The organism is Streptomyces sp. NPDC058052, from assembly GCF_042885515.1.
Lineage (GTDB): Bacteria > Actinomycetota > Actinomycetes > Streptomycetales > Streptomycetaceae > Streptomyces.
On sequence record NZ_JBHVRX010000022.1, the window covers coordinates 1 to 19,012 of the forward strand.

At 72.4% G+C, this 19,012-nt stretch carries 12 protein-coding genes; 10 read left to right on the forward strand and 2 right to left on the reverse strand.

Going from position 1 to position 19,012, the window contains the following annotated elements; genetic code table 11:
* Positions 1 to 88 precede the first annotated feature (88 nt).
* Both ACFVU3_RS26610 and ACFVU3_RS26615 read left to right on the forward strand, forming a co-directional pair.
* Positions 89 to 1,003 (forward strand): SDR family oxidoreductase, encoded by a 915-nt coding sequence (locus ACFVU3_RS26610; RefSeq protein ID WP_390070003.1) that lies wholly within the window; start codon positions 89 to 91, stop codon positions 1,001 to 1,003.
* A gap of 341 nt (positions 1,004 to 1,344) precedes the next feature.
* Positions 1,345 to 2,559, forward strand: coding sequence for a glycoside hydrolase family 64 protein (locus ACFVU3_RS26615; RefSeq protein ID WP_390070005.1), 1,215 nt, complete (start codon positions 1,345 to 1,347; stop codon positions 2,557 to 2,559).
* A 68-nt stretch (positions 2,560 to 2,627) separates the two neighbouring features.
* On the opposite strand, the gene ACFVU3_RS26620 is transcribed toward ACFVU3_RS26615, so the two are convergent.
* Positions 2,628 to 3,428, reverse strand: a complete 801-nt coding sequence (locus ACFVU3_RS26620; protein WP_390070007.1) for a VOC family protein — start codon at positions 3,426 to 3,428, stop codon at positions 2,628 to 2,630.
* 163 nt (positions 3,429 to 3,591) lie between these two features.
* Positions 3,592 to 5,709, reverse strand: a complete 2,118-nt coding sequence (locus ACFVU3_RS26625) for an alpha-galactosidase (protein ID WP_390070009.1) — start codon at positions 5,707 to 5,709, stop codon at positions 3,592 to 3,594.
* Between the two features lie 160 nt (positions 5,710 to 5,869).
* Here ACFVU3_RS26625 and ACFVU3_RS26630 point away from each other — a divergent pair, with 160 nt between their 5' ends.
* The 8 genes from ACFVU3_RS26630 to ACFVU3_RS26665 all read left to right on the forward strand — a co-directional run bounded on the left by ACFVU3_RS26630 (position 5,870) and on the right by ACFVU3_RS26665 (position 19,009).
* A complete protein-coding gene (locus ACFVU3_RS26630) occupies positions 5,870 to 7,027 on the forward strand; it encodes an ROK family protein (RefSeq protein WP_390070011.1) in 1,158 nt (385 codons plus the stop codon).
* A 175-nt stretch (positions 7,028 to 7,202) separates the two neighbouring features.
* A complete protein-coding gene (locus ACFVU3_RS26635; RefSeq protein WP_390070013.1) occupies positions 7,203 to 8,474 on the forward strand; it encodes an ABC transporter substrate-binding protein in 1,272 nt (423 codons plus the stop codon).
* Positions 8,474 to 9,463 carry a carbohydrate ABC transporter permease gene (locus ACFVU3_RS26640; RefSeq protein WP_390070014.1) on the forward strand — a complete coding sequence of 330 codons (990 nt, stop codon included), beginning with the start codon at positions 8,474 to 8,476 and terminating at the stop codon, positions 9,461 to 9,463. The genes ACFVU3_RS26635 and ACFVU3_RS26640 overlap by 1 nt, the downstream gene beginning before the upstream one ends.
* A gap of 5 nt (positions 9,464 to 9,468) precedes the next feature.
* Entirely contained in the window at positions 9,469 to 10,314 is an 846-nt protein-coding gene (locus ACFVU3_RS26645) for a carbohydrate ABC transporter permease (protein ID WP_390070016.1), read from the forward strand.
* An 81-nt stretch (positions 10,315 to 10,395) separates the two neighbouring features.
* The gene (locus ACFVU3_RS26650; protein ID WP_390070018.1) at positions 10,396 to 12,369 is read left to right on the forward strand and encodes a glycoside hydrolase family 5 protein; all 1,974 of its coding nucleotides are present in this window, start codon (positions 10,396 to 10,398) and stop codon (positions 12,367 to 12,369) included.
* A 39-nt stretch (positions 12,370 to 12,408) separates the two neighbouring features.
* Positions 12,409 to 14,166 (forward strand): beta-galactosidase family protein, encoded by a 1,758-nt coding sequence (locus ACFVU3_RS26655; protein WP_390070019.1) that lies wholly within the window; start codon positions 12,409 to 12,411, stop codon positions 14,164 to 14,166.
* Between the two features lie 52 nt (positions 14,167 to 14,218).
* The gene (locus ACFVU3_RS26660; RefSeq protein WP_390070021.1) at positions 14,219 to 15,901 is read left to right on the forward strand and encodes a glycoside hydrolase family 13 protein; all 1,683 of its coding nucleotides are present in this window, start codon (positions 14,219 to 14,221) and stop codon (positions 15,899 to 15,901) included.
* Positions 15,902 to 15,949: 48 nt separating this feature from the next.
* Positions 15,950 to 19,009, forward strand: coding sequence for an alpha-mannosidase (locus ACFVU3_RS26665; protein ID WP_390070023.1), 3,060 nt, complete (start codon positions 15,950 to 15,952; stop codon positions 19,007 to 19,009).
* Positions 19,010 to 19,012: the final 3 nt, after the last annotated feature.

Sequence of the window (19,012 nt, forward strand, 5' to 3'; positions counted from 1 at the left end):
GCTCCGGACCGGGGGCGACGCATCCGCGGCCCGCACACCGGGAGAACTGGACACGAGTCCTCGACCCGCCGACGATCCGGAGGCCCTCATGCCCCGTTCCTGGGAACTCGAAGGACGTACCGTCGTCGTCACCGGCGCCGCCCGCGGGCTGGGCGCCGGGCTGGCCCGGCTGTTCGCCGCGCGCGGGATGCGTGTGGCCCTGCTGGGGCGGGAGCACGCCACGCTCGCCGCCGTGGCCGCGACGCTCGACACGGCGAGCCACGCGGTCGAGGTCGACGTGACCGACGACGCGGCGATGGAGCGGGCCGCCGAGGAGGTGACGCGGGTTCTCGGCGTCCCGTCCGTCGTCGTCGCCAACGCGGGTGTCGCCGAGGGCGGGCCGTTCGAGACCTCCGACCCCGCCTCCTGGCGCCGCGTCGTGGAGGTCAATCTCGTGGGCAGCGCGGTCACCGCACGTGCCTTCCTGCCCGGACTCCGCTCATGCGGCGGCTACTTCCTCCAGGTCGCGTCCACCGCGGCCTTCGGCGCGGCCCCGATGATGAGCGCCTACTGCGCTTCCAAGGCGGGCGCCGAGGCGTTCGCCCGCTCCCTGCGGGCCGAGGTGGCGCACCAGGCCGTCGGCGTGGGCGTGGCGTATCTGCACTGGACCGACACCGACATGGTCCGCGACGTCGACCGTCACGCGGTGCTGCGCGAACTGCGCGGGCACATGCCCGGGCCTGCCCGCCGGGTGTATCCGGTGGACCAGGTGGCGTCCTGGCTCGTGCGGGGAGTGGAACGGCGATCCGCCTCGGTGTACGCACCGCCCTGGCTGAGGCTCGCCCAGGCGGGCCGGCCGTTCTTCCCCCTCGCGGTGGACCTGCTCGCCCGGCGCGAACTTCCCCGCCTCATGAGGGAGCACTCCTTCGAGCAGACCGGTCTGCTCGGCGCGGGTGGCCACATCGAGGAGAGGCTGATCGACCGGACGTCCTCCGCACGCCGCGGGGAGCGTCCGACCCGCTGAGCCCGGCCCCGGCCCCCGCCCGGGTTCCCTGCCCGGGCGGCCGCCCCAGCCTTGTCCGGTCAGCCGCCCTCAGCCCTGCCCGGGTTCCCTGCCCGGGCGGCCGGCCTTGTCCGGCCTCGACCGAGGCTCTTCCGAGGCGCGTCGAGGTCATGCGAGCACCGAGGGACGGCAGGGGTGCGCCCGGCCGCGCCGGCGTACCCGCGCGGATGCCCCGGCGGCGATGTTCCCAGGCGCCGCAAGGTCCAGTCCATTGACAGGTGCAGATCATCTGACCATTCTTGAGAGCGCTCTCAGAAGAGCCATGCAACCCGTACGGAGACCCCACCTCCGAGGAGCCCCTCATGTCCCCACGGCACAGGCGCGCCCGCGTCCGGCTCGTTCCCCTGGCCGTCGCCGCGTGCGTCGGCATCGTCGGCACCGTCATCGGCACCTCCGGCCCCGAGCCGGCCTCCGCTGCCGTTCCCGCCACCATCCCGCTCACCTTCACCAACAACTCGGCCCGCGGCGAGCAGGTCTACGTCTACAACCTCGGGACCGAGCTCTCGACGGGCCGCCAGGGCTGGGCGGACGCGAACGGAGTCTTCCACCCGTGGCCCGCCGGCGGCTCGGTCCCCGTGCCCGCCCCCGACGCCGCCATCACCGGACCGGCGGCCGGGAGGTCGATGACCATCCGGCTGCCGAAGTTCTCGGGCCGGATCTACTTCAGCTACGGCCAGAAGCTGGTCTTCAAGCTGGCGACCGGCGGCCTCGTCCAGCCCGCGGTGCAGAACCCCAGCGACCCCAACAGGAACATCCTGTTCAACTGGTCCGAGTACACGCTCAACGACGCGGGCCTGTGGCTCAACAGCACGCAGGTCGACATGGTCTCGGCGCCGTACGCCGTCGGAGTGAAGCGTCCGGACGGCACGGTCGTGAACACCGGGCGCCTCAAGCCCGGCGGTTACCGGGGCTTCTACGACGCCCTGCGCGCCCGGCCCGGCGGCTGGGCCGGCCTGATCCAGACCCGCTCCGACGGCACCGTGCTGCGCGCGCTTGCGCCCGGGCACGGCATCGAGGCGGGCGCACTGCCCGCCGGGGCGATGAGCGACTACATCAACCGCGTCTGGACCAGGTACGCGACCTCGACGCTGACCGTGACGCCCTTCGCGAACCAGCCCTCGACCAAGTACTACGGCCGGGTGTCGGGGAACGTCATGAACTTCACCGACGGCGCCGGAAGGGTCGTCACCTCCTTCCAGAAGCCCGACTCCGACAGCGTCTTCGGCTGCTACAAGCTCCTCGACGCGCCGAACGACCAGGTGCGCGGCCCCATCTCCCGTACCCTCTGCGCGGGTTACAACCGGACCACCCTGCTCACCAACCCGAACCAGCCGGACACCTCGGCGGCCGGCTTCTACCGGGACGCGGTGACCAACCACTACTCCCGCGAGATCCACGCCCGGATGGCCGACGGCAAGGCCTACGGCTTCGCCTTCGACGACGTCGGCGCGCACGAGTCCCTCGTCCACGACGGCGACCCGCGACAGGCGTACATCACGCTCGACCCGTTCGACTGACCGCACCCGCCGGCGGCCGGGACGGCCGCGTCACCCGGGCCGGCGGGCCCGGGTGACGCGGTGCCCGGTCACTTCCCGGTCGGGGCCAGGACGACGAAGTCGGCTCCGGACGGGTCGAGACAGACGGCGAGGCGGCCCACGTCCTCGGCGTCGTCCGGTCCCATCTGGACGCTGCCGCCGTGCGCCTCCACCTTCGCGACCGCGGCGTCGCAGTCGACGACGTCGAAGACCGGGTGCCAGTACGGGCGGCCGTCCGCGAGGGAGAGTGCCTCGCGGGGCAGCTCCATGAGACCGCCCTGCATGCTCTCCTGCGGCAGTCCGGCGGGGGTGATCAGGGTGTACGTGCCTCCGCCGCCCGGCATCTCCATGTCGGCGTACTGCCATCCGAAGACGCCGCCGTAGAACTCCCGGGCGGCCGCCGCGTCGCTCGTGTAGAGCTCGGTCCAGGACAGCGAGCCGGGCGCGTCCACCAGCTCCACGCCCTTGTTCGTACCCGGCTGCCAGACGGCGAACTGCCCGCCCAGCGGGTCGCTGTACTGGGCCATCCGCCCCCACTCGTCGAGGTCCATGGGCGCGACCCGCACGGTCCCGCCGCCGCGCTCCACGGCCTGGGTCGTGGCATCGGCGTCGGTGACGCCGTAGTAGATCATCCAGGCGGAGCGGGCGCCCTGCTCGGTGAGCTCGCCCAGGCCGGCGACGATCTTGCCGTCCTTGCGGAACATGCCGCCTTCCCTCTCCTCCCCGCCGCCGCTCATGGGCTCGTAGTCCCAGCCGAGGACGGCGCCGTAGAAGGCCGCCGCGGCGGGGACGTCCGGCGCGCCGAGGTCGAGCCAGCAGGGGGAGCCAGGGGGGAAGTCGGTGGTGATCATGGGGTTCCCTTCGCAGATCCCGTACGGCCCCAGGCTGCCACCGGCCGCCCTTCCCCGCCCCTCGACCGCGCACCGGGACGGTCGTCACGCTCCGGAGCCGACCGGGAGGGGCGGCGTGGAGGGGCCGCCGGCTCCGCCGTCCTGTGCCGCGCCGCCGTCCGGCTCAGGAGGTCCGGCGGAGCCGGATCAGCGCGCTGGCGTAGTCGCCCTCGGGCAGGGCCGGGCCGATGCCGCGCCGGACCAGGGCGGCGCCGGTGTGGACGGTGCCGTCGTCCAGGTCCAGGTACCGGGCGGCGGGGTCCAGCGCCGGCAGGGCGAGCGCCGCGGCCGGGTGGCCGAAGCGGGTCGTGGGGCGCCAGGCGAGGACGGCGTGTTCGGTGCCGTCCTCGGAGGCGTAGTGCACCCCGGTCACACCGCCGGGGCCGCTCAGGCGGTGCTGGCTTCCGTGCTGGACGAGGGGGCGGATCTCCTTGTAGCGGGCGACGAGCGCCGCCGCCTCGTCGAGTTCCTCCTCGGACCAGTGGGTGAGGTCGCCGCCGAGGCCGAGCGCCCCCGCCATCGCCACGTGGAAGCGGAAGCGCAGGGGAGTGGTCCGGCCGGTGGTGACGTTGGGGCTGTCGGTCACCCAGGCGGCCATGGACTGCGCGGGGAAGAGCTGGCTGAAGCCGTGCTGGATGCCGATCCGGTCGACGGGATCGGTGTTGTCGGAGGTCCACGCCTGGTCGGTGCGGGCGAGGATGCCGAGGTCGACGCGGCCGCCGCCGCCCGCACACGCCTCGATCCGCAGGCCGGGGTGGTCCGCGCGGAGGCGGTCCATGACGCGGTACACGGCGCGGGTGTGGTCGATCCACAGCCGGTCGGGGTCGGGATGGCCCGGCCAGCCGGCTTCGGTGACCACCCGGTTGGCGTCCCACTTGAGCCAGTCGACGGCATGGTCGCGCACCAGCCGGTCCAGGGTCCGCAGCGCCCACGCCTCGACGTCGGGGCGGCCGAAGTTCAGCATGAGCTGGTTGCGGAGCTCGGTGGTCTCCCGGGTCGGCGCGTGGACGACCCACTCCGGACGGGCGCGGTAGAGGTCGCTGTCGCGGTTGACCATCTCCGGTTCGACCCACAGCCCGAAGTCCATGCCCAGCCGGTGCACCTCGTCGGCGAGAGGCCGCAGTCCGTCGGGGAAGGCGGAGGGGCGGGGCGTCCAGTCGCCGAGGCCCGCCCGGTCGCTGGTCCGTGCGCCGAACCAGCCGTCGTCCACGACGAAGAGCTCCGCTCCCAGACGGGCGGCGAGGCGGGCCAGGCGCAGCTGTCCGGGGTGGTCGATGCCGAAGCCGGTGGCTTCCCACGAGTTGTAGAGGACGGGCCGGTCCCGGCCGGGGGAGGGGAGCACGTGGGCGCGGAGGTACGTGTGCCAGGCGCGGCTCGCGGCACCGAAGCCGCCCTCGGTGTACAGGCCGGCGAAGACCGGGGTGCGCAGGGTCTCGCCCGGGCCGAGGGTCCAGCCGACCCCCTCGTGGCCGAAGCCGCCGGTCCAGGTGGTGCGGCCGACCGGGTCGCGGTGAACGGTGACGCGCCAGCTTCCGCTCCAGGCCAGGGCGGTGCTCCAGACCTGGCCCTCGTCCTCGCCGGCGGTGCCGTCGTCGAGGGCGAGCCAGGGGTTGGCGTGGTGGCTGGTGACGCCGCGGCGGCTGGTGAGGACGGTCTCGGCGACCGGCAGCCGGTCCCGGTGCAGCTGGAACTCGCTGTTCCAGCCGCCGACGAGGTGGCTGAGCCGGTAGTCGGGCAGGGCGGGTGACGTCCAGGAGGCGGAGTCGAGCCGGTCGACCGCGATCGCACCGGAGCCCTCGGGCCCCGTGTGGGTGAGTTCCGTCCAGCGTTCGACGACGTCACTGCCGGGGCGGACCCGGTAGCAGAGCTCGGCGGCCAGCGGATGGTGGCGGTCGGTGAGGCGGAGGCGCAGCTCGCCGCCGTCGGCGTGGTGGCCGGCGAAGTGCCACTGGGCGCCGCGCGTGCCGTCGGCGAAGCGGACCTGAAGGCCGGCCGGCCCGAAGCGCGCCCCGGTCTGGGGAGCCAGTTCGTCCGGCGCGGCGTCGGCCTCGAAGCTGCTGGCCGCGGGGGAGGCCGCGCCGGGCAGCGCCTGGAGTTCGCCGGAGTCGAGGGCGGGTCCCCAGTGGACGTGCCGGGGGCTGCCGTCGGCGCCGACGCGGACGGCGTACACGCTGTGGGGGGTCCGGAGGACCGCGAGCCCGAGGGCGCGGTCGAACGAGACGGTCGAGGACGTTCGAGGCACGAGGGGTCCCAGGAGGTCGGGCGGACTGGTGGGTCCGGCGCGCCCCGGAGGGCGGTCGTCGCCGGAGCCTCCGGGGGCGCCAAGTGACCGAAGAGTAGGGGCGCTTGTTCGTCAAAATCAATACTGGACGAACTTATTTATTTGCCGGTACGTTGCCGCCGTGTTTCCGAACCAGACACGGCCGTTGGTCACCGCACCGGCCGAAACCGCCATCCTGAGCCTGCTGTTGGCCGAGAGCCCGCTCAGCCGGGTCGAGCTGGCCCGCCGCACCGGGCTGTCCTCGACCGCGGTGACCAAGGCGGCCAGGCCCCTGATCGACGACGGCTACCTGCACGAACTCCCCCCGGAGCGCACGGCCCCCGGAGCCGGACGCCCGGTGAACCCGCTGTCCGTCACCCCCGACCGGGAGTTCTTCGTCGGCGTGAAGATCAGCGCCGACACCCTGTACGGCACGGTGTGCGACCTGAGGTCCCGGCCCCGGGTCCACGCGAGCCGGCCGCTGGCCGACCGCGGACCGGCGGCCGTGTGCGCCCTCATCGCCGACCTCGTCACCGAACTCCTCGACACGGAGCCCGAGTTCCGTGCCCGTACCCGGCACGTGGGCATCGCCGTCTCCGGTGACGTCGACCGCCCCGGCGGGCTCGTGCGCTACTCGGTGCTCCCCGGCTGGCGCGATGTGCCGCTGGCGGAGACCGTGGCCCGCGCCACCGGGCTCAGCGTCACGATCGCCAACGACGTCAAGGCCCTGACCGTCGCGGAGCACTGGTTCGGTGACGGCATCGGGACCGAGTACTTCGCGCTCGTCACCATCGGCGCGGGCATCGGCTCCGGCATCGTCGTCAACGGCCAACTCGTCGAGGGCGCCTACGGAGTGGCCGGCGAGATGGGCCACATCAGCGTCGACCCGGCCGGCCCGCGCTGCCACTGCGGCTCGACCGGCTGCGTCGAGGCGATCGCCTCCAGCGACGCCATCCTCGGCACCGTGCGCCGGGCCACCGGTCGCGCCGACCTCGACTTCGACGGCACGGTCCGCCTCGCCCGCGACGGAGACCCCGCCGCGCGGGAGGCGTTCGCCCGGGCCGGCAAGGCCATCGGGGTCGGCATCGCCAATCTCGTGAGCCTCCTGGGGCCCGAACGCGTCGTCGTCACCGGCGAGGGGCTCGACACCTACGACCTCTTCGGCGTGCACATCAGGGAGGCGTACGCCGCGCACTGTTTCAAGGCCGCCGCGGAATGCCCGCTGACCCTGCGGCCCCTGCCGTGGGAGGAATGGGCCCGGGCGGCGGCCGTCGTCAGCATCCAGGCGCTCTTCCCGTGAGGCCGCCACGGACCACGACACGGGAGCACCCCGAGAACGCCGTGTGACCGGGACCCACCGGCCCACGTCACCGGCGCGACCGATGTCCGTCACCGCCTGCCAGCCGTGAACGTCGGACACCGGCCTCGCCGGACAACATCACCCGCACGCCCACATCACCACGCAAGGAAGCGACATGAGCGGACAGAGAGCACAGCTTAGCCGTAGAGGATTCCTCGGCGGATCCCTCCTCTTCGCCGCCGGTGCGGCGGTCGGCTGCACCACCAGCCCGACCGGCGGTTCCTCGTCCGGCGCGAAGACCACCCTGAACGTCTGGTCCCACGCCTACGGCGAGGCCGGCACCCAGCAGGCCCTGACCCGCTACGCCACCGAGTTCACCAAGGCGAACCCGGACATAGCGGTGAAGGTCACCTGGGTCCCCGGCGACTACACGGCCAAGCTCAACGCCTCGCTGCTCACCGACGCGGCACCCGACGTCTTCGAGCACGGCGACTTCACGCAGGGGCTCGCCCGGCGCGGCCAGGTCGCCGCGCTGGACGCCGAGTACGGCAGCGCCAAGGACGACTTCAACCAGGGCAGCCGCGGCCTGGTGACGGTCGACGGCAAGCTCTACGGCGTCAAGATGATCGACGACGTCCAGATGCTCTACTACCGCAAGAGCGCCCTCGCCGAGGCCGGGATCGCCCCGCCCACCACCTTCGACGCGCTCGTCGCCGCGGCCAAGGCGCTGACCACCAAGAAGAGCAAGGGACTGTTCGTCGGCAACGACGGCATCGGCGAGACGCCGGCCCTCTCGGTGTTCTCCCATCGCGGCGAACTCGTCACCGACGGCAAGGTCGCCTTCGCCTCGGACCGGGCCGTCGAGGCCGTCACGGGCCTCAAGCGCCTGCACGACGACAAGTCCCTGCTCCTCGGCTTCACCACCGACTGGTGGGACCCCTCGGCGCTCCTCCAGGGCGTCGTGCCGATGCAGTGGGGCGGACTGTGGGCCATGCCCGCCATCGAGAAGGAGCTCGGCGACGACTTCGCCATCCTGCCGTGGCCCGCCTTCAAGGCGGGCGGCAGCCCGGTGCTGCGGGTCGGCGGCTGGACGAGCTGCGTCAACGCCAAGGGCAAGAACGTGGACGCGGCCAAGAAGTTCGTCAAGTGGCTCTGGATCGACCAGACCGACCTCCAGAAGGACTGGTCCGAGGGGTACGGCTTCCACGTCCCGCCGCGCACCTCCGTCGCCGCCACCGCCACCAAGCTCAGCAAGGGCACCGCCAAGGAGGCCGTCGAGCTGGCCGCGAAGTACGGCAGGAGCAACCCGAACACCTGGGACTCCGCCTCCGGCACCCCCTTCGGCGCGGCCGTCTCGAAGATCGTCACGGGGCAGGGAGACCCCGCCGCGCTGCTGGCCGACGCGGCCAGGCAGGCCCAGACCGCCGTGGACAAGCAGCTGTCCTGATGAACGCCACCACACACTCCGTACCACGCTCCGAGAGAGCAGGGCGCCCCGCGGACACTCCGCGGGGCCCCGCCCGGGCCCGCGGCCGCCGCGCCGACCTGCGCGCCTGGGGCGCCTTCGCCCTGCTCACGGCGCCGATGCTGATCGGCCTCGGAGTGTTCAAGTACGTCGCCATCGGCTGGAGCTTCCTGCTCAGCCTCAGCGACGCCCAGGGCACCATCGCGCTGGGCGACTGGGTGGGGCTCGACAACTACCGGCAGCTGCTCGGCGACGCCGTCTTCCAGGGCTCGCTGGTCAAGATCCTTCTGTTCACCCTCTTCATCGTGCCGATCACCTTCGCGGCCTCCCTCGGCCTCGCGCTTCTCGTGCACCGGATCCGGCGGGGCCGGGCCGTCCTGCGGACCGCGTTCCTGATCCCCGCCGCCGTCTCGTACGTCGCCGCCTCGCTGCTGTGGAAGATGTCCCTGTTCAGCGGCATGCCGGCGGGCATCGCCAACATGATCGGCGGCTGGTTCGGGATGGAGGCCGTCCCCTGGCTGCAGACCGGCTCGCCCCCGCTGTACTGGATCGCCCTGGTCACCCTGCGCCTGTGGCTCCAGGTCGGCTTCTACATGGTGCTCTTCCTCGCCGGCCTCCAGGCGATCCCGAAGGAGGTCTACGAGGCCGCCGCCCTGGACGGGGCCACCGGACCGCGCCTGCTCCGCCGGATCACGCTGCCGATGCTGCGCAACACCTCGGTGGCCGTGCTCATGCTGATGTTCATCGCGGCGTTCCAGGCGTTCGACGAGTTCTACAACCTGTTCGGCAGCGGTCTCTCCGGCACCGGCACCGCGCCGGTGAAGACCCCGCTGATGTACCTGTACGACACCGCGATGGGCGCCCAGAACTACGGTCTCGGATCGGCCGGCGCCTTCGTCCTCACGGCCCTCATCGTCGGCGTGACGCTGGTCCAGGGGCGGATCACGGGCTTCGGAAAGAGCGAGGAGTGACCCCGGTGACGACCGTACGAGAGGGAGCGCGCTCCCTGCGGCGCCCCGCGCGCGGCCTGCTGGCCGGCGTCCTGATGGTGGTGTTCCTCGCCCCCTTCTACCTGATGCTGCGCAACGCGCTGATGGACACCCGGACCCTGACATCGCCCGAGTGGACCTGGTGGCCCTCGACGATGCACTGGGAGAACTTCACCTCCCTGTTCAGCGACCCCATGGTCAACATGGGCCAGTCCCTCGCCAACTCCCTGCTGATCGCCGCGATCACGGCCCCGCTGTCGACGCTGCTCGCCTCGGCCGCCGGCTTCGCGCTCGCCCGCATCCCGGTACCCGGACGCGGTGTCGTGCTCGGCCTCGTCCTGGCCACCCTCATGATCCCCGGCTCGGCCACGTTCGTGCCCACCTTCGTCGTCGTGGGCTCGCTCGGCGGGGTCAACACCCTGTGGGGCCTCATCGTCCCCGGACTGTTCAACCCCTTCGCGGTCCTGCTGTTCCGCAACTTCTACCTGCAGTTCCCCCGTGAGATCGAGGAGGCCGGCCGCCTCGACGGCCTCGGCTGGCTCGGCCTCTACCGCCGGATCGCCCTGCCGTCGTCCGGCGCGATGCTCGCCTCCCTCGGCGCGCTCGCCTTCATCGACAGCTGGAACGCCTTCCTGTGGCCCCTGGTCATCGGCCAGGACCCGTCCGCCTGGACGGCGCAGATCGCCCTCTCCACCTTCCTCACGGCGCAGACCGTCAACCTGCCCGGCCTGTTCGCGGGCGCCGTCGTGACCATCACCCCCCTGGTGGTCATGTTCCTGGTCGCCCAGCGCCACATCGTCGAAGGCATCGCCCACTCCGGCCTCAAGGGCTGACGGCGCCTTCGCCCCCCGACCCCGGACCGCCGGTCCGGAACGCAGTACCTCCTTCACTCCCACACCCTGGAGGACAGCACCATGCGATCACGCAGGCCCGACGGCGCCCTCGCGCGCAACGTCACCCGGGCGCTGACCGCCGCGCTGGCCACGAGCGCCCTGCTCGTCAGCGCGCTCCCCGGCACGGCGACGGCCCTCGCACCCGCCGCCGCGACCGACGCCCCCCTCGCACTGACCGGGCCCCAACTGGCGGCATCCTGGACCGCTCCGCTGAGCACCCGGGGCCGGTACGTCGTCGACGCCGACGGCGACCGCTTCAAGCTGAAGGCCGGCAACTGGTCCGGCGCCCAAGGAACATGGGAAGGCAGCGGGTCCGTCGACGACGTGACCAACCACCAGGCGGACCAGAAGTCGAACAACATTCCGCTCGGTCTGGACCGCGCGCCCCTCTCGCGTATCATCGCCGACTTCCACGCCCTCGGCCTGAACACCATCCGCCTGCCGTACGCCGACGCGATGGTCAAGGACACCACCGTGGTCCCGGACAGCGCCGTCGCGGCCAACCCGGAGCTGCGCGGCAAGACCCCGCTCCAGGTCTTCGACGCCGTCGTGGCCGCGCTGACCGCGGACGGCTTCGCCGTCGTCCTCAACAACCACACCACCAGCTACCGCTGGTGCTGTTCCGTGGACGGCAACGAACGCTGGAACAGCGGCCAGACCACCCAGCAGTGGGTCGACAACTGGCTCTTCCTGGTGAACCGCTACAAGGCCAACAAGCGGGTGGTCGGCGCCGACCTGCGCAACGAGGTCCGCCGCGACTGGTACGACGACCCCAACTGGGGCTGGGGCAACGACCACGACCTGTACAAGGCGTACCAGGAGGCCGGCAACAAGATCCTGGAGAACAACCCGGACCTGCTGGTCGTCATGGAAGGCATCAACTGGCAGGGCATCCCCCAGGGCATGTTCCCCCACGGCCGGCCCACGCTCACCCCGGTCCGCAACCTCTCCAACACCCTGATCAACTCCGGCAAGCTGGTCTACGCCGCCCACTTCTACGGCTACACCGGCCCCCACCACACCGGTGCGAGCGGCGGCTGGCAGAACGGCGAGACCAACGACCCCCGCTACCAGGACCTCAGCCCCGAAGACCTGATCCGGGTCGTCGACGACCAGGCCCTGTTCGTCACCGAAGAAGGCCAGCACTTCACCGCACCCGTCTGGATCAGCGAGTTCGGCGCCGGGGGCCGCGGCTCCGACAACGCCAAGGAGAAGGACTGGTTCGCCCGCTTCACCGACATCCTGGTCGCGAACGACACCGACTTCGCCCAGTGGCCCCTCGTCGGCTGGGCCGGCGCCGACGGCAAGCCGAACGACAACTGGGCGCTGATCACCTACGACGCCGCCGGCAACCGGCAGACCGTCAACGACCCCGGCGACTGGCGCGCCACCCACTGGAACAAGCTGGTCAACGCCCCCGCCAGGACCGGCCCGGTCGCCGAGGTCGACCACTGGAACATGATCAACCTCGACTTCGCCGACCAGAACGTCTCCGCCACCATGCGGCAGCAGGCGGACTGGTCCGCCGGCAACCGCAAGGGCAACTGCCCCGACAGCCAGCGGCTCGTCGCCCTCGCCCGCAGCAACAACCGCGGCCTGTGCACCGACGCCGGCGGTGAGCTCGCCAAGGCCGACAGCATGTGGATCACCGTCGTCGACGAGCGCCACGTCAAGAACGGCGACTGGGCGAGCGGCTACAACAAGCTCGAATGCCCCAAGGACACCTTCGCCGTCGGCTACAGCGTCAACGGCAACGCGATGGCCGCCCTGCTCTGCGCCCCCTCCGCCAGGCCGCTGCCCGCCACCAACCGGCTGCTCTGGTTCGACAAGGGAGACAACCGGCCCGCCACCGGCGGGTCAGTGAAGAGCGACTGGGCCCCCGGCGCCTACAAGGGCCAGTGCCGGGACGACGAGTACCTCGCCGGCGTCGCCTACACCTGGAAGTGGCAGCACGGCGGGGCCCCCGACGCCCTCCTGTGCCGCCCGCTGACCTGACCGACACCCTCCGCACCGACACCTAGGAGCACCACAGCCATGCCTCGACTGGAGATCGCCGCAGACGGCTTCCGTCTCGACGACCGTCCGTTCCGCATCATCTCCGGCGGACTGCACTACTTCCGCGTCCACCCGGAGCAGTGGGCCGACCGGCTCCACAAGGCGAGGCTGCTGGGGCTCAACACGGTCGAGACCTACGTCCCGTGGAACCTGCACGCGCCCCGGCGCGACGAGTTCCGCGTGGACGGCGGTCTCGACCTGCCCCGCTTCCTCGACCTCGCCGCCGCCGAGGGACTCCACGTCCTGCTCCGGCCCGGCCCGTACATCTGCGCCGAATGGGAGGGCGGCGGCCTGCCCTCGTGGCTGCTCGCGGACGACGACATCGCCCTGCGCAGCCGCGACCCCCGCTACCTGAAGGCGGTGGACGACTACCTCGGCGCCCTCATGGCGTCCGTCGGCCCGTACCTCGCCACCCGCGGCGGACCCGTCATCGCCGTCCAGCTGGAGAACGAGTACGGAGCCTACGGCGACGACTCCGGATACCTCGCCGAACTGGCCGACCTGCTCCGCAGCCACGGCGTGGACGTCCCGCTCTTCACCTGCGACCAGCCCTCCGACCTGAAGCGCGGCGGCCTCGACGGAGTCCTGCGCACGGTCAACTTCGGCAGCCGCGTCGACGCCGGCCTCGCCGAGCTGCGCACCCAGCAGCCCGAAGGCCCGCTGATGTGCACCGAGTTCTGGATCGGCTGGTTCGACCGCTGGGGCGGCACCCACGTCACCCGCGGTGCGCAGGACGCGGCGGCCGACCTCGACCGGCTGCTCGCGGCCGGCGCCTCGGTCAACCTCTACATGTTCCACGGCGGCACTAACTTCGGCCTCACCAACGGCGCCAACGACAAGGGCACCTACCGGCCCACCGTCACCTCCTACGACTACGACGCCCCGCTCGACGAGGCCGGCGACCCCGGACCCAAGTACACGGCGTTCCGCGAGGTCATCGCCAAGTACGCCCCCGTGCCCGACGAACCCGTCCCCGCCGCCGGACCGAAGCTGCCCCGAGCCGTCGCCGCACTCACCACCTGCGCGAGCCTCCTGGACCAGGCCGGCCGACTCGGCGGCCCGTCCGTGCACGCCGACAGCCCGGTCACCATGGAGCGGCTCGGCCAGCCCTTCGGATTCGTCCTGTACGAGACGATCCTCCCGGAAGCGGGCCGGACCGTGCTCCGCGTCGACGACGTGCGCGACCGCGCCCAGGTCTTCGTCGACGGACAGCCGGTCGGCGTCCTGGAGCGGGAGAACCACGAGCACGCCCTCGCCTTCCTCGTCCCCCGCCGGGGCGCCCACCTGGCCGTGCTCGTGGAGAACCAGGGCCGCGTCAACTACGGGGCCGCCATGCACGACCGCAAGGGCCTGCTCGGCGCCGTCACCGCCAACGGCCTGCCCCTCGCGGACTGGTACAGCCGTCCGCTCCCGCTGGACGACCCCAGCGCGCCGGCCTACACGGCGCTGGACCCCACCGCGCCCCCGGTCGGCCCGGCCTTCCACCGCGGCCACGTGGACATCGCCCACCCCGCCGACGGCTTCCTCGCCCTGGACGGCTGGACCAAGGGCCTCGCGTGGATCAACGGCTTCGCGCTCGGCCGCTACTGGTCCCGGGGCCCGCAGACCACGCTCTACGTCCCCGCCCCGGTCCTGCGCGCCGGGCGCAACGAGATCACGGTCCTCGAACTGCACGGCGCCACCACCCTCACGGTCGAGCTCCGCGGCACACCCGACCTGGGGCCCGTCGAGGACTGAGGGCGCGCCGCCCCCTCGACCCGCCACCACCACCCGCAGAGAGAGACCGACGATGACCCCGTACGCTCCCGGTGCTCCCGACACCCCCGCTCCGGCGGCAGCCCCGCCGGCATGGTGGCGCGAAGCCGTCGTCTACCAGGTGTACCCGCGCAGCTTCGCCGACGGGAACGGCGACGGCATGGGCGACCTCCCCGGAGTCCGCGGCCGGCTGCCGTACCTGAAGGAGCTCGGCGTCGACGCCCTGTGGCTGAACCCCTTCTACGCCTCCCCCCAGGCGGACGCCGGCTACGACGTCGCCGACCACCGGGCCGTCGAGCCGGTGCTCGGCACCCTCGCGGACGCCGAAGGGCTGATCCGGGACGCCCACGCGCTCGGGCTGCGGGTGATCGTGGACCTCGTGCCCAACCACTCCTCCGAACGGCACGAGTGGTTCCGGCGCGCGGTGGAGGAGGGACCGGGCTCGCCGTACCGCGACCGCTACCACTTCCGCCCCGGGAAGGGCGAGGAGGGGGAGCTCCCGCCCAACGACTGGACCTCCGTCTTCGCGGGCCCCGCCTGGACCCGCACGCGGAATCCGGACGGCACGCCCGGCGACTGGTACCTGCACCTCTTCGCCCCCGAGCAGCCCGACTTCGACTGGGACCACCCGGCCGTGCGGGAGGACTTCCACGCGATCCTGAGGTTCTGGCTCGACCGGGGAGTCGACGGATTCCGGGTCGACGTCGCCCAGGGGCTGGTCAAGGCCGAGGGACTGCCCGACATCGGCCGCACCGACCAGCGCAGGATGCTCGGCACCGAGGCCACGCCGTACTGGGACCAGGACGGCGTCCACGAGATCTACCGCTCGTGGCGCCGGATCCTCGACGCGTACCCGGGGGAGCGGATGGCGGTCGCCGAGGCGTGGGTGCCGACGCCGGAACGCACCGCCCTGTACGTACGTCCCGACGAGCTGCACCAGGCGTTCGACTTCGACCTCATGGGCGTGTCCTGGGACGCCGGGGAGATCCGGCGGGTCGTCGACACCTCGCTGGAGACCGGACGGACGGTGGGCTCGTCGGCCACCTGGGTGCTGTCCAACCACGACACCTGCCGGCACGCCACCCGGTTCGCCGGTCCGCAGACCGGGGGAGAGCCCCCGCGAGCGGGCGATCGCGCCCTCGGCCTGCGGCGGGCCCGCGCCGCCACGCTCCTGATGCTCGCGCTGCCCGGCTCCGCGTACCTCTACCAGGGCGAGGAACTGGGCCTCCCCGAGGTCACCGACCTGCCGGACGAGGTGCGCCAGGACCCGTCCTTCGTCCGCAGCGGGAAGACGGACGGCTTCCGCGACGGCTGCCGGGTGCCGATGCCGTGGACCGTCGCCGGACCCTCGTACGGCTTCGGGACGGGCGGCAGCTGGCTGCCGCAGCCCGAGGACTGGGGGCAGCTCAGCGTCGAGGCCCAGACGGGCGACCCGGACTCGACGCTGGAGCTCTACCGCGCGGCGCTCGCCCTGCGCCGCCGGCACCCGGGCCTCGGCGCCGGCGACACCGTCGCCTGGGACGACGCGCCCGACGGCGCCCTCGTCCTCCGCCGGCCAGGATTCGTCTGCACCGCCAACACGGCGGACCGGGCGCTGACCATCCTCGTGCCCGGGCGCCCGCTGCTCGCCAGCTCCCCGGTCGAGACCGCCGAAGGAGCGCCCGGCACGGAGTTCTCCCTGCCCCCGCACACCACCGTGTGGTGGACGACGACCTGACGCACCGAGCCCTCACCGGCCTTCGCCCGTACGACCACGGAGACATCGATGCACAGCAAGCAACGCCTCACCGAGCAGCGGCTCGCCCGCGTCCTCGACCAGCGCGTCAGGCCCGCCGTCCACGCCCTCACGGTCCCGCTCGACCTCGCGATCTGGAACGTCCCCGGCGAACCGGTGCCCGTCGCCGAGGGCCTGGCCGCACCGTACGAGCCGGTGACGCTCGGCCACCGCTGGGGGCCCGCGTGGACCACCAGCTGGTTCCGGATCAGCGGCAGGGTGCCCGAGGAGTGGGCAGGCCGCCGCGTCGAGGCCGTCGTCGACATCGGCTTCAACCACACCGGTGCGGGCTTCTCCAGCGAGGGCCTGGTCCACCGCGCCGACGGCACGGTCGTGAAGGCCCTCAACCCCCGCAACGCCTACATCCCGGTGGCCGACCCGGCGGTCGGCGGCGAGGAGTTCACGTACTACGTCGAGGCCGCCGCCAACCCGAACCTCAACGACAGCCACGTCCCCGACCCCACGGGCGGCCGACCCTCCTGGCTGACCGGAACCGGCGCCGCCGGCGCCCCGATCTACCAGGTGCTCCGCCTCGACCTGGCGGTCTTCGACACCGAGGTGTGGGAACTCGCCCAGGACCTGGACGTCCTCGGCGGACTGATGCGCGAGCTCCCGGAGGCCGAGCCGCGCCGCTGGCAGCTCCTGCGGACCATCGAGCGGGCCCTGGACGCCATCGACCTCCAGGACGTGTCCGGCAGCGCCGGCGCCGCCCGGGAGGTGCTCCGTCCCGCGCTCGAGGCTCCCGCCTCCCCCAGCGCCCACCGCATGTCCGCCGTCGGCCACGCCCACATCGACACCGCCTGGCTCTGGCCGCTGCGCGAGACCGTGCGCAAGGTCGCCAGAACCCTCTCCAACGTCACCCACCTCATGGACGACCACCCGGACTTCCGCTTCGCCATGTCCCAGGCCCAGCAGCTCGCCTGGCTCAAGGAACGCCGCCCCGAGGTCTACGGCCGCGTCCAGGAGAAGGCGAAGACCGGACAGTTCCTGCCCGTCGGCAGCCTCTGGGTGGAACCCGACACCAACATCATCGGCGGCGAGTCCCTCGCCCGGCAGCTGATCCACGGCAAGCGCTTCTACCTGGACGAGTTCGGCGTCGAGACCAAGGAGATGTGGCTGCCCGACACCTTCGGCTACAACGCGGCCATGCCCCAGCTGATGAAGCTCGCCGGCGTGCGCTGGTTCCTCACCCAGAAGATCTCCTGGAACACCACCAACAAGTTCCCGCACCACACCTTCTGGTGGGAGGGCATCGACGGCACCCGCGTCTTCACCCACTTCCCGCCCGTCGACACCTACAACGCCGAGGTCACCGGAGCCGAACTCGCCCACGCGGTAAGGAACTTCCAGGACAAGGAGGAGGCCAGCACCTCACTGCTCCCGTTCGGGTACGGCGACGGCGGCGGCGGCCCCACCCGCGAGATGCTGGCCCGCGCGGCCCGCGTCGAGGACCTGGAGGGCTCGCCGAGGGTCACCATCGAGAGCCCGGCCGACTTCTTCGAGCGGGCGCACGCCGAGTACCCCGACGCGCCCGTCTGGCTCGGCGAGCTCTACCTGGAGTTCCACCGCGGCACGCTCACCAGCCAGCTGCGCACCAAGCAGGGCAACCGGCGAGGAGAACACCTCCTCCGGGAGACCGAGCTGTGGTGCGCCACCGCAGCCCTCCGCACCGGCGCCCCCTACCCGTACGAGGCTCTCGACCGGCTCTGGAAGACGGTCCTGCTGCACCAGTTCCACGACATCCTGCCCGGCTCCTCCATCGGCTGGGTGCACCGGGAGGCCGAGGAGACCTACGCCGCGGTGACCGCCGAACTGGAGGCGCTCCTCGCCACGGCCCAGCGCGCGCTCGCGGGGGAGGGCGAGGAGACGGTGGTCTTCAACGCCTCCCCGTACCCCCGCGACGGCATCCCCGCCCTCGGCGCCTCCCCGAGGACAAACTCGCCGGCCCGCCCGGACGCGCCCGCGCCGGCCGAGGGCGGCCACGTCCTCGACAACGGGCTCGTCCGCGTCCACGTCGACGACCGGGGCCTGGTGACCTCGGCGTACGACATCACGGCGGACCGCGAGGCCCTCGCCCCCGGCACGGCGGCCAACCTCCTCCAGCTCCACCAGGACTTCCCCAACGCGTACGACGCCTGGGACATCGACGCCTTCTACCGCAACACCGTGCACGACCTCGGCGACGCCGAGTCGGTGCGCGCGGAGGACGGTGGCGTGCGCGTCGTCCGGACCTTCGGCGACTCCCGGATCGAGCAGTTCCTCTCCCTCGCCGAGGGATCCCGGCGACTGGACATCGACACCGAGATCGACTGGAACGAGCAGGAGAAGCTCCTCAAGGCCGCCTTCCCGCTCGACGTCCGCGCCGACCACTCCAGCGCCGAGATCCCCTTCGGTCACGTCCAGCGCCCCACCCACACCAACACCAGCTGGGACGCGGCCAAGTTCGAGTTCTGCGCCCACCGCTTCCTCCACGTCGGCGAACGCGGCTGGGGCGCGGCCGTGGTCAACGACTCGACCTACGGCCACGAGGTCACCCGCGACGTCCGCCCCGACGGCGGGACGACCACCACCGTCCGCCTCTCGCTGCTCCGCGCCCCGCGCTACCCCGACCCGAACGCCGACCGGGGCCGGCACCACCTGCGGTACGGGTTCGTGATCGGCGCCGACCTCGCGGACGCGGTGCGAGAGGGGTACGGCCTCAACGTCCCCGAGCGCTCCGTGCCCGGTGCCCCGGCGGAGATCGCACCCCTGGTCGCCACGGACGACGACGCCGTCGTCGTCGACACGGTCAAGCTCGCCGACGACCGCTCCGGCGACCTCGTCGTCCGCCTCTACGAAGCCCACGGGGGCCGGGCCACGGCCCTGCTGACCACCGGCTTCCCGCTGGAGTCGGCCACCGTGACCGACCTCCTGGAACGCCCGTTCGCCGCGGGCGGGGAGTCCGGCCCGGTCCGGGAGACCGCCGCCGGCCACGTGTCCCTGACCCTGCGCCCGTTCCAGATCCTCACCCTCAGGCTGCGCCCCGCCCCGACGGCCCACGCCGACCGGTGACGC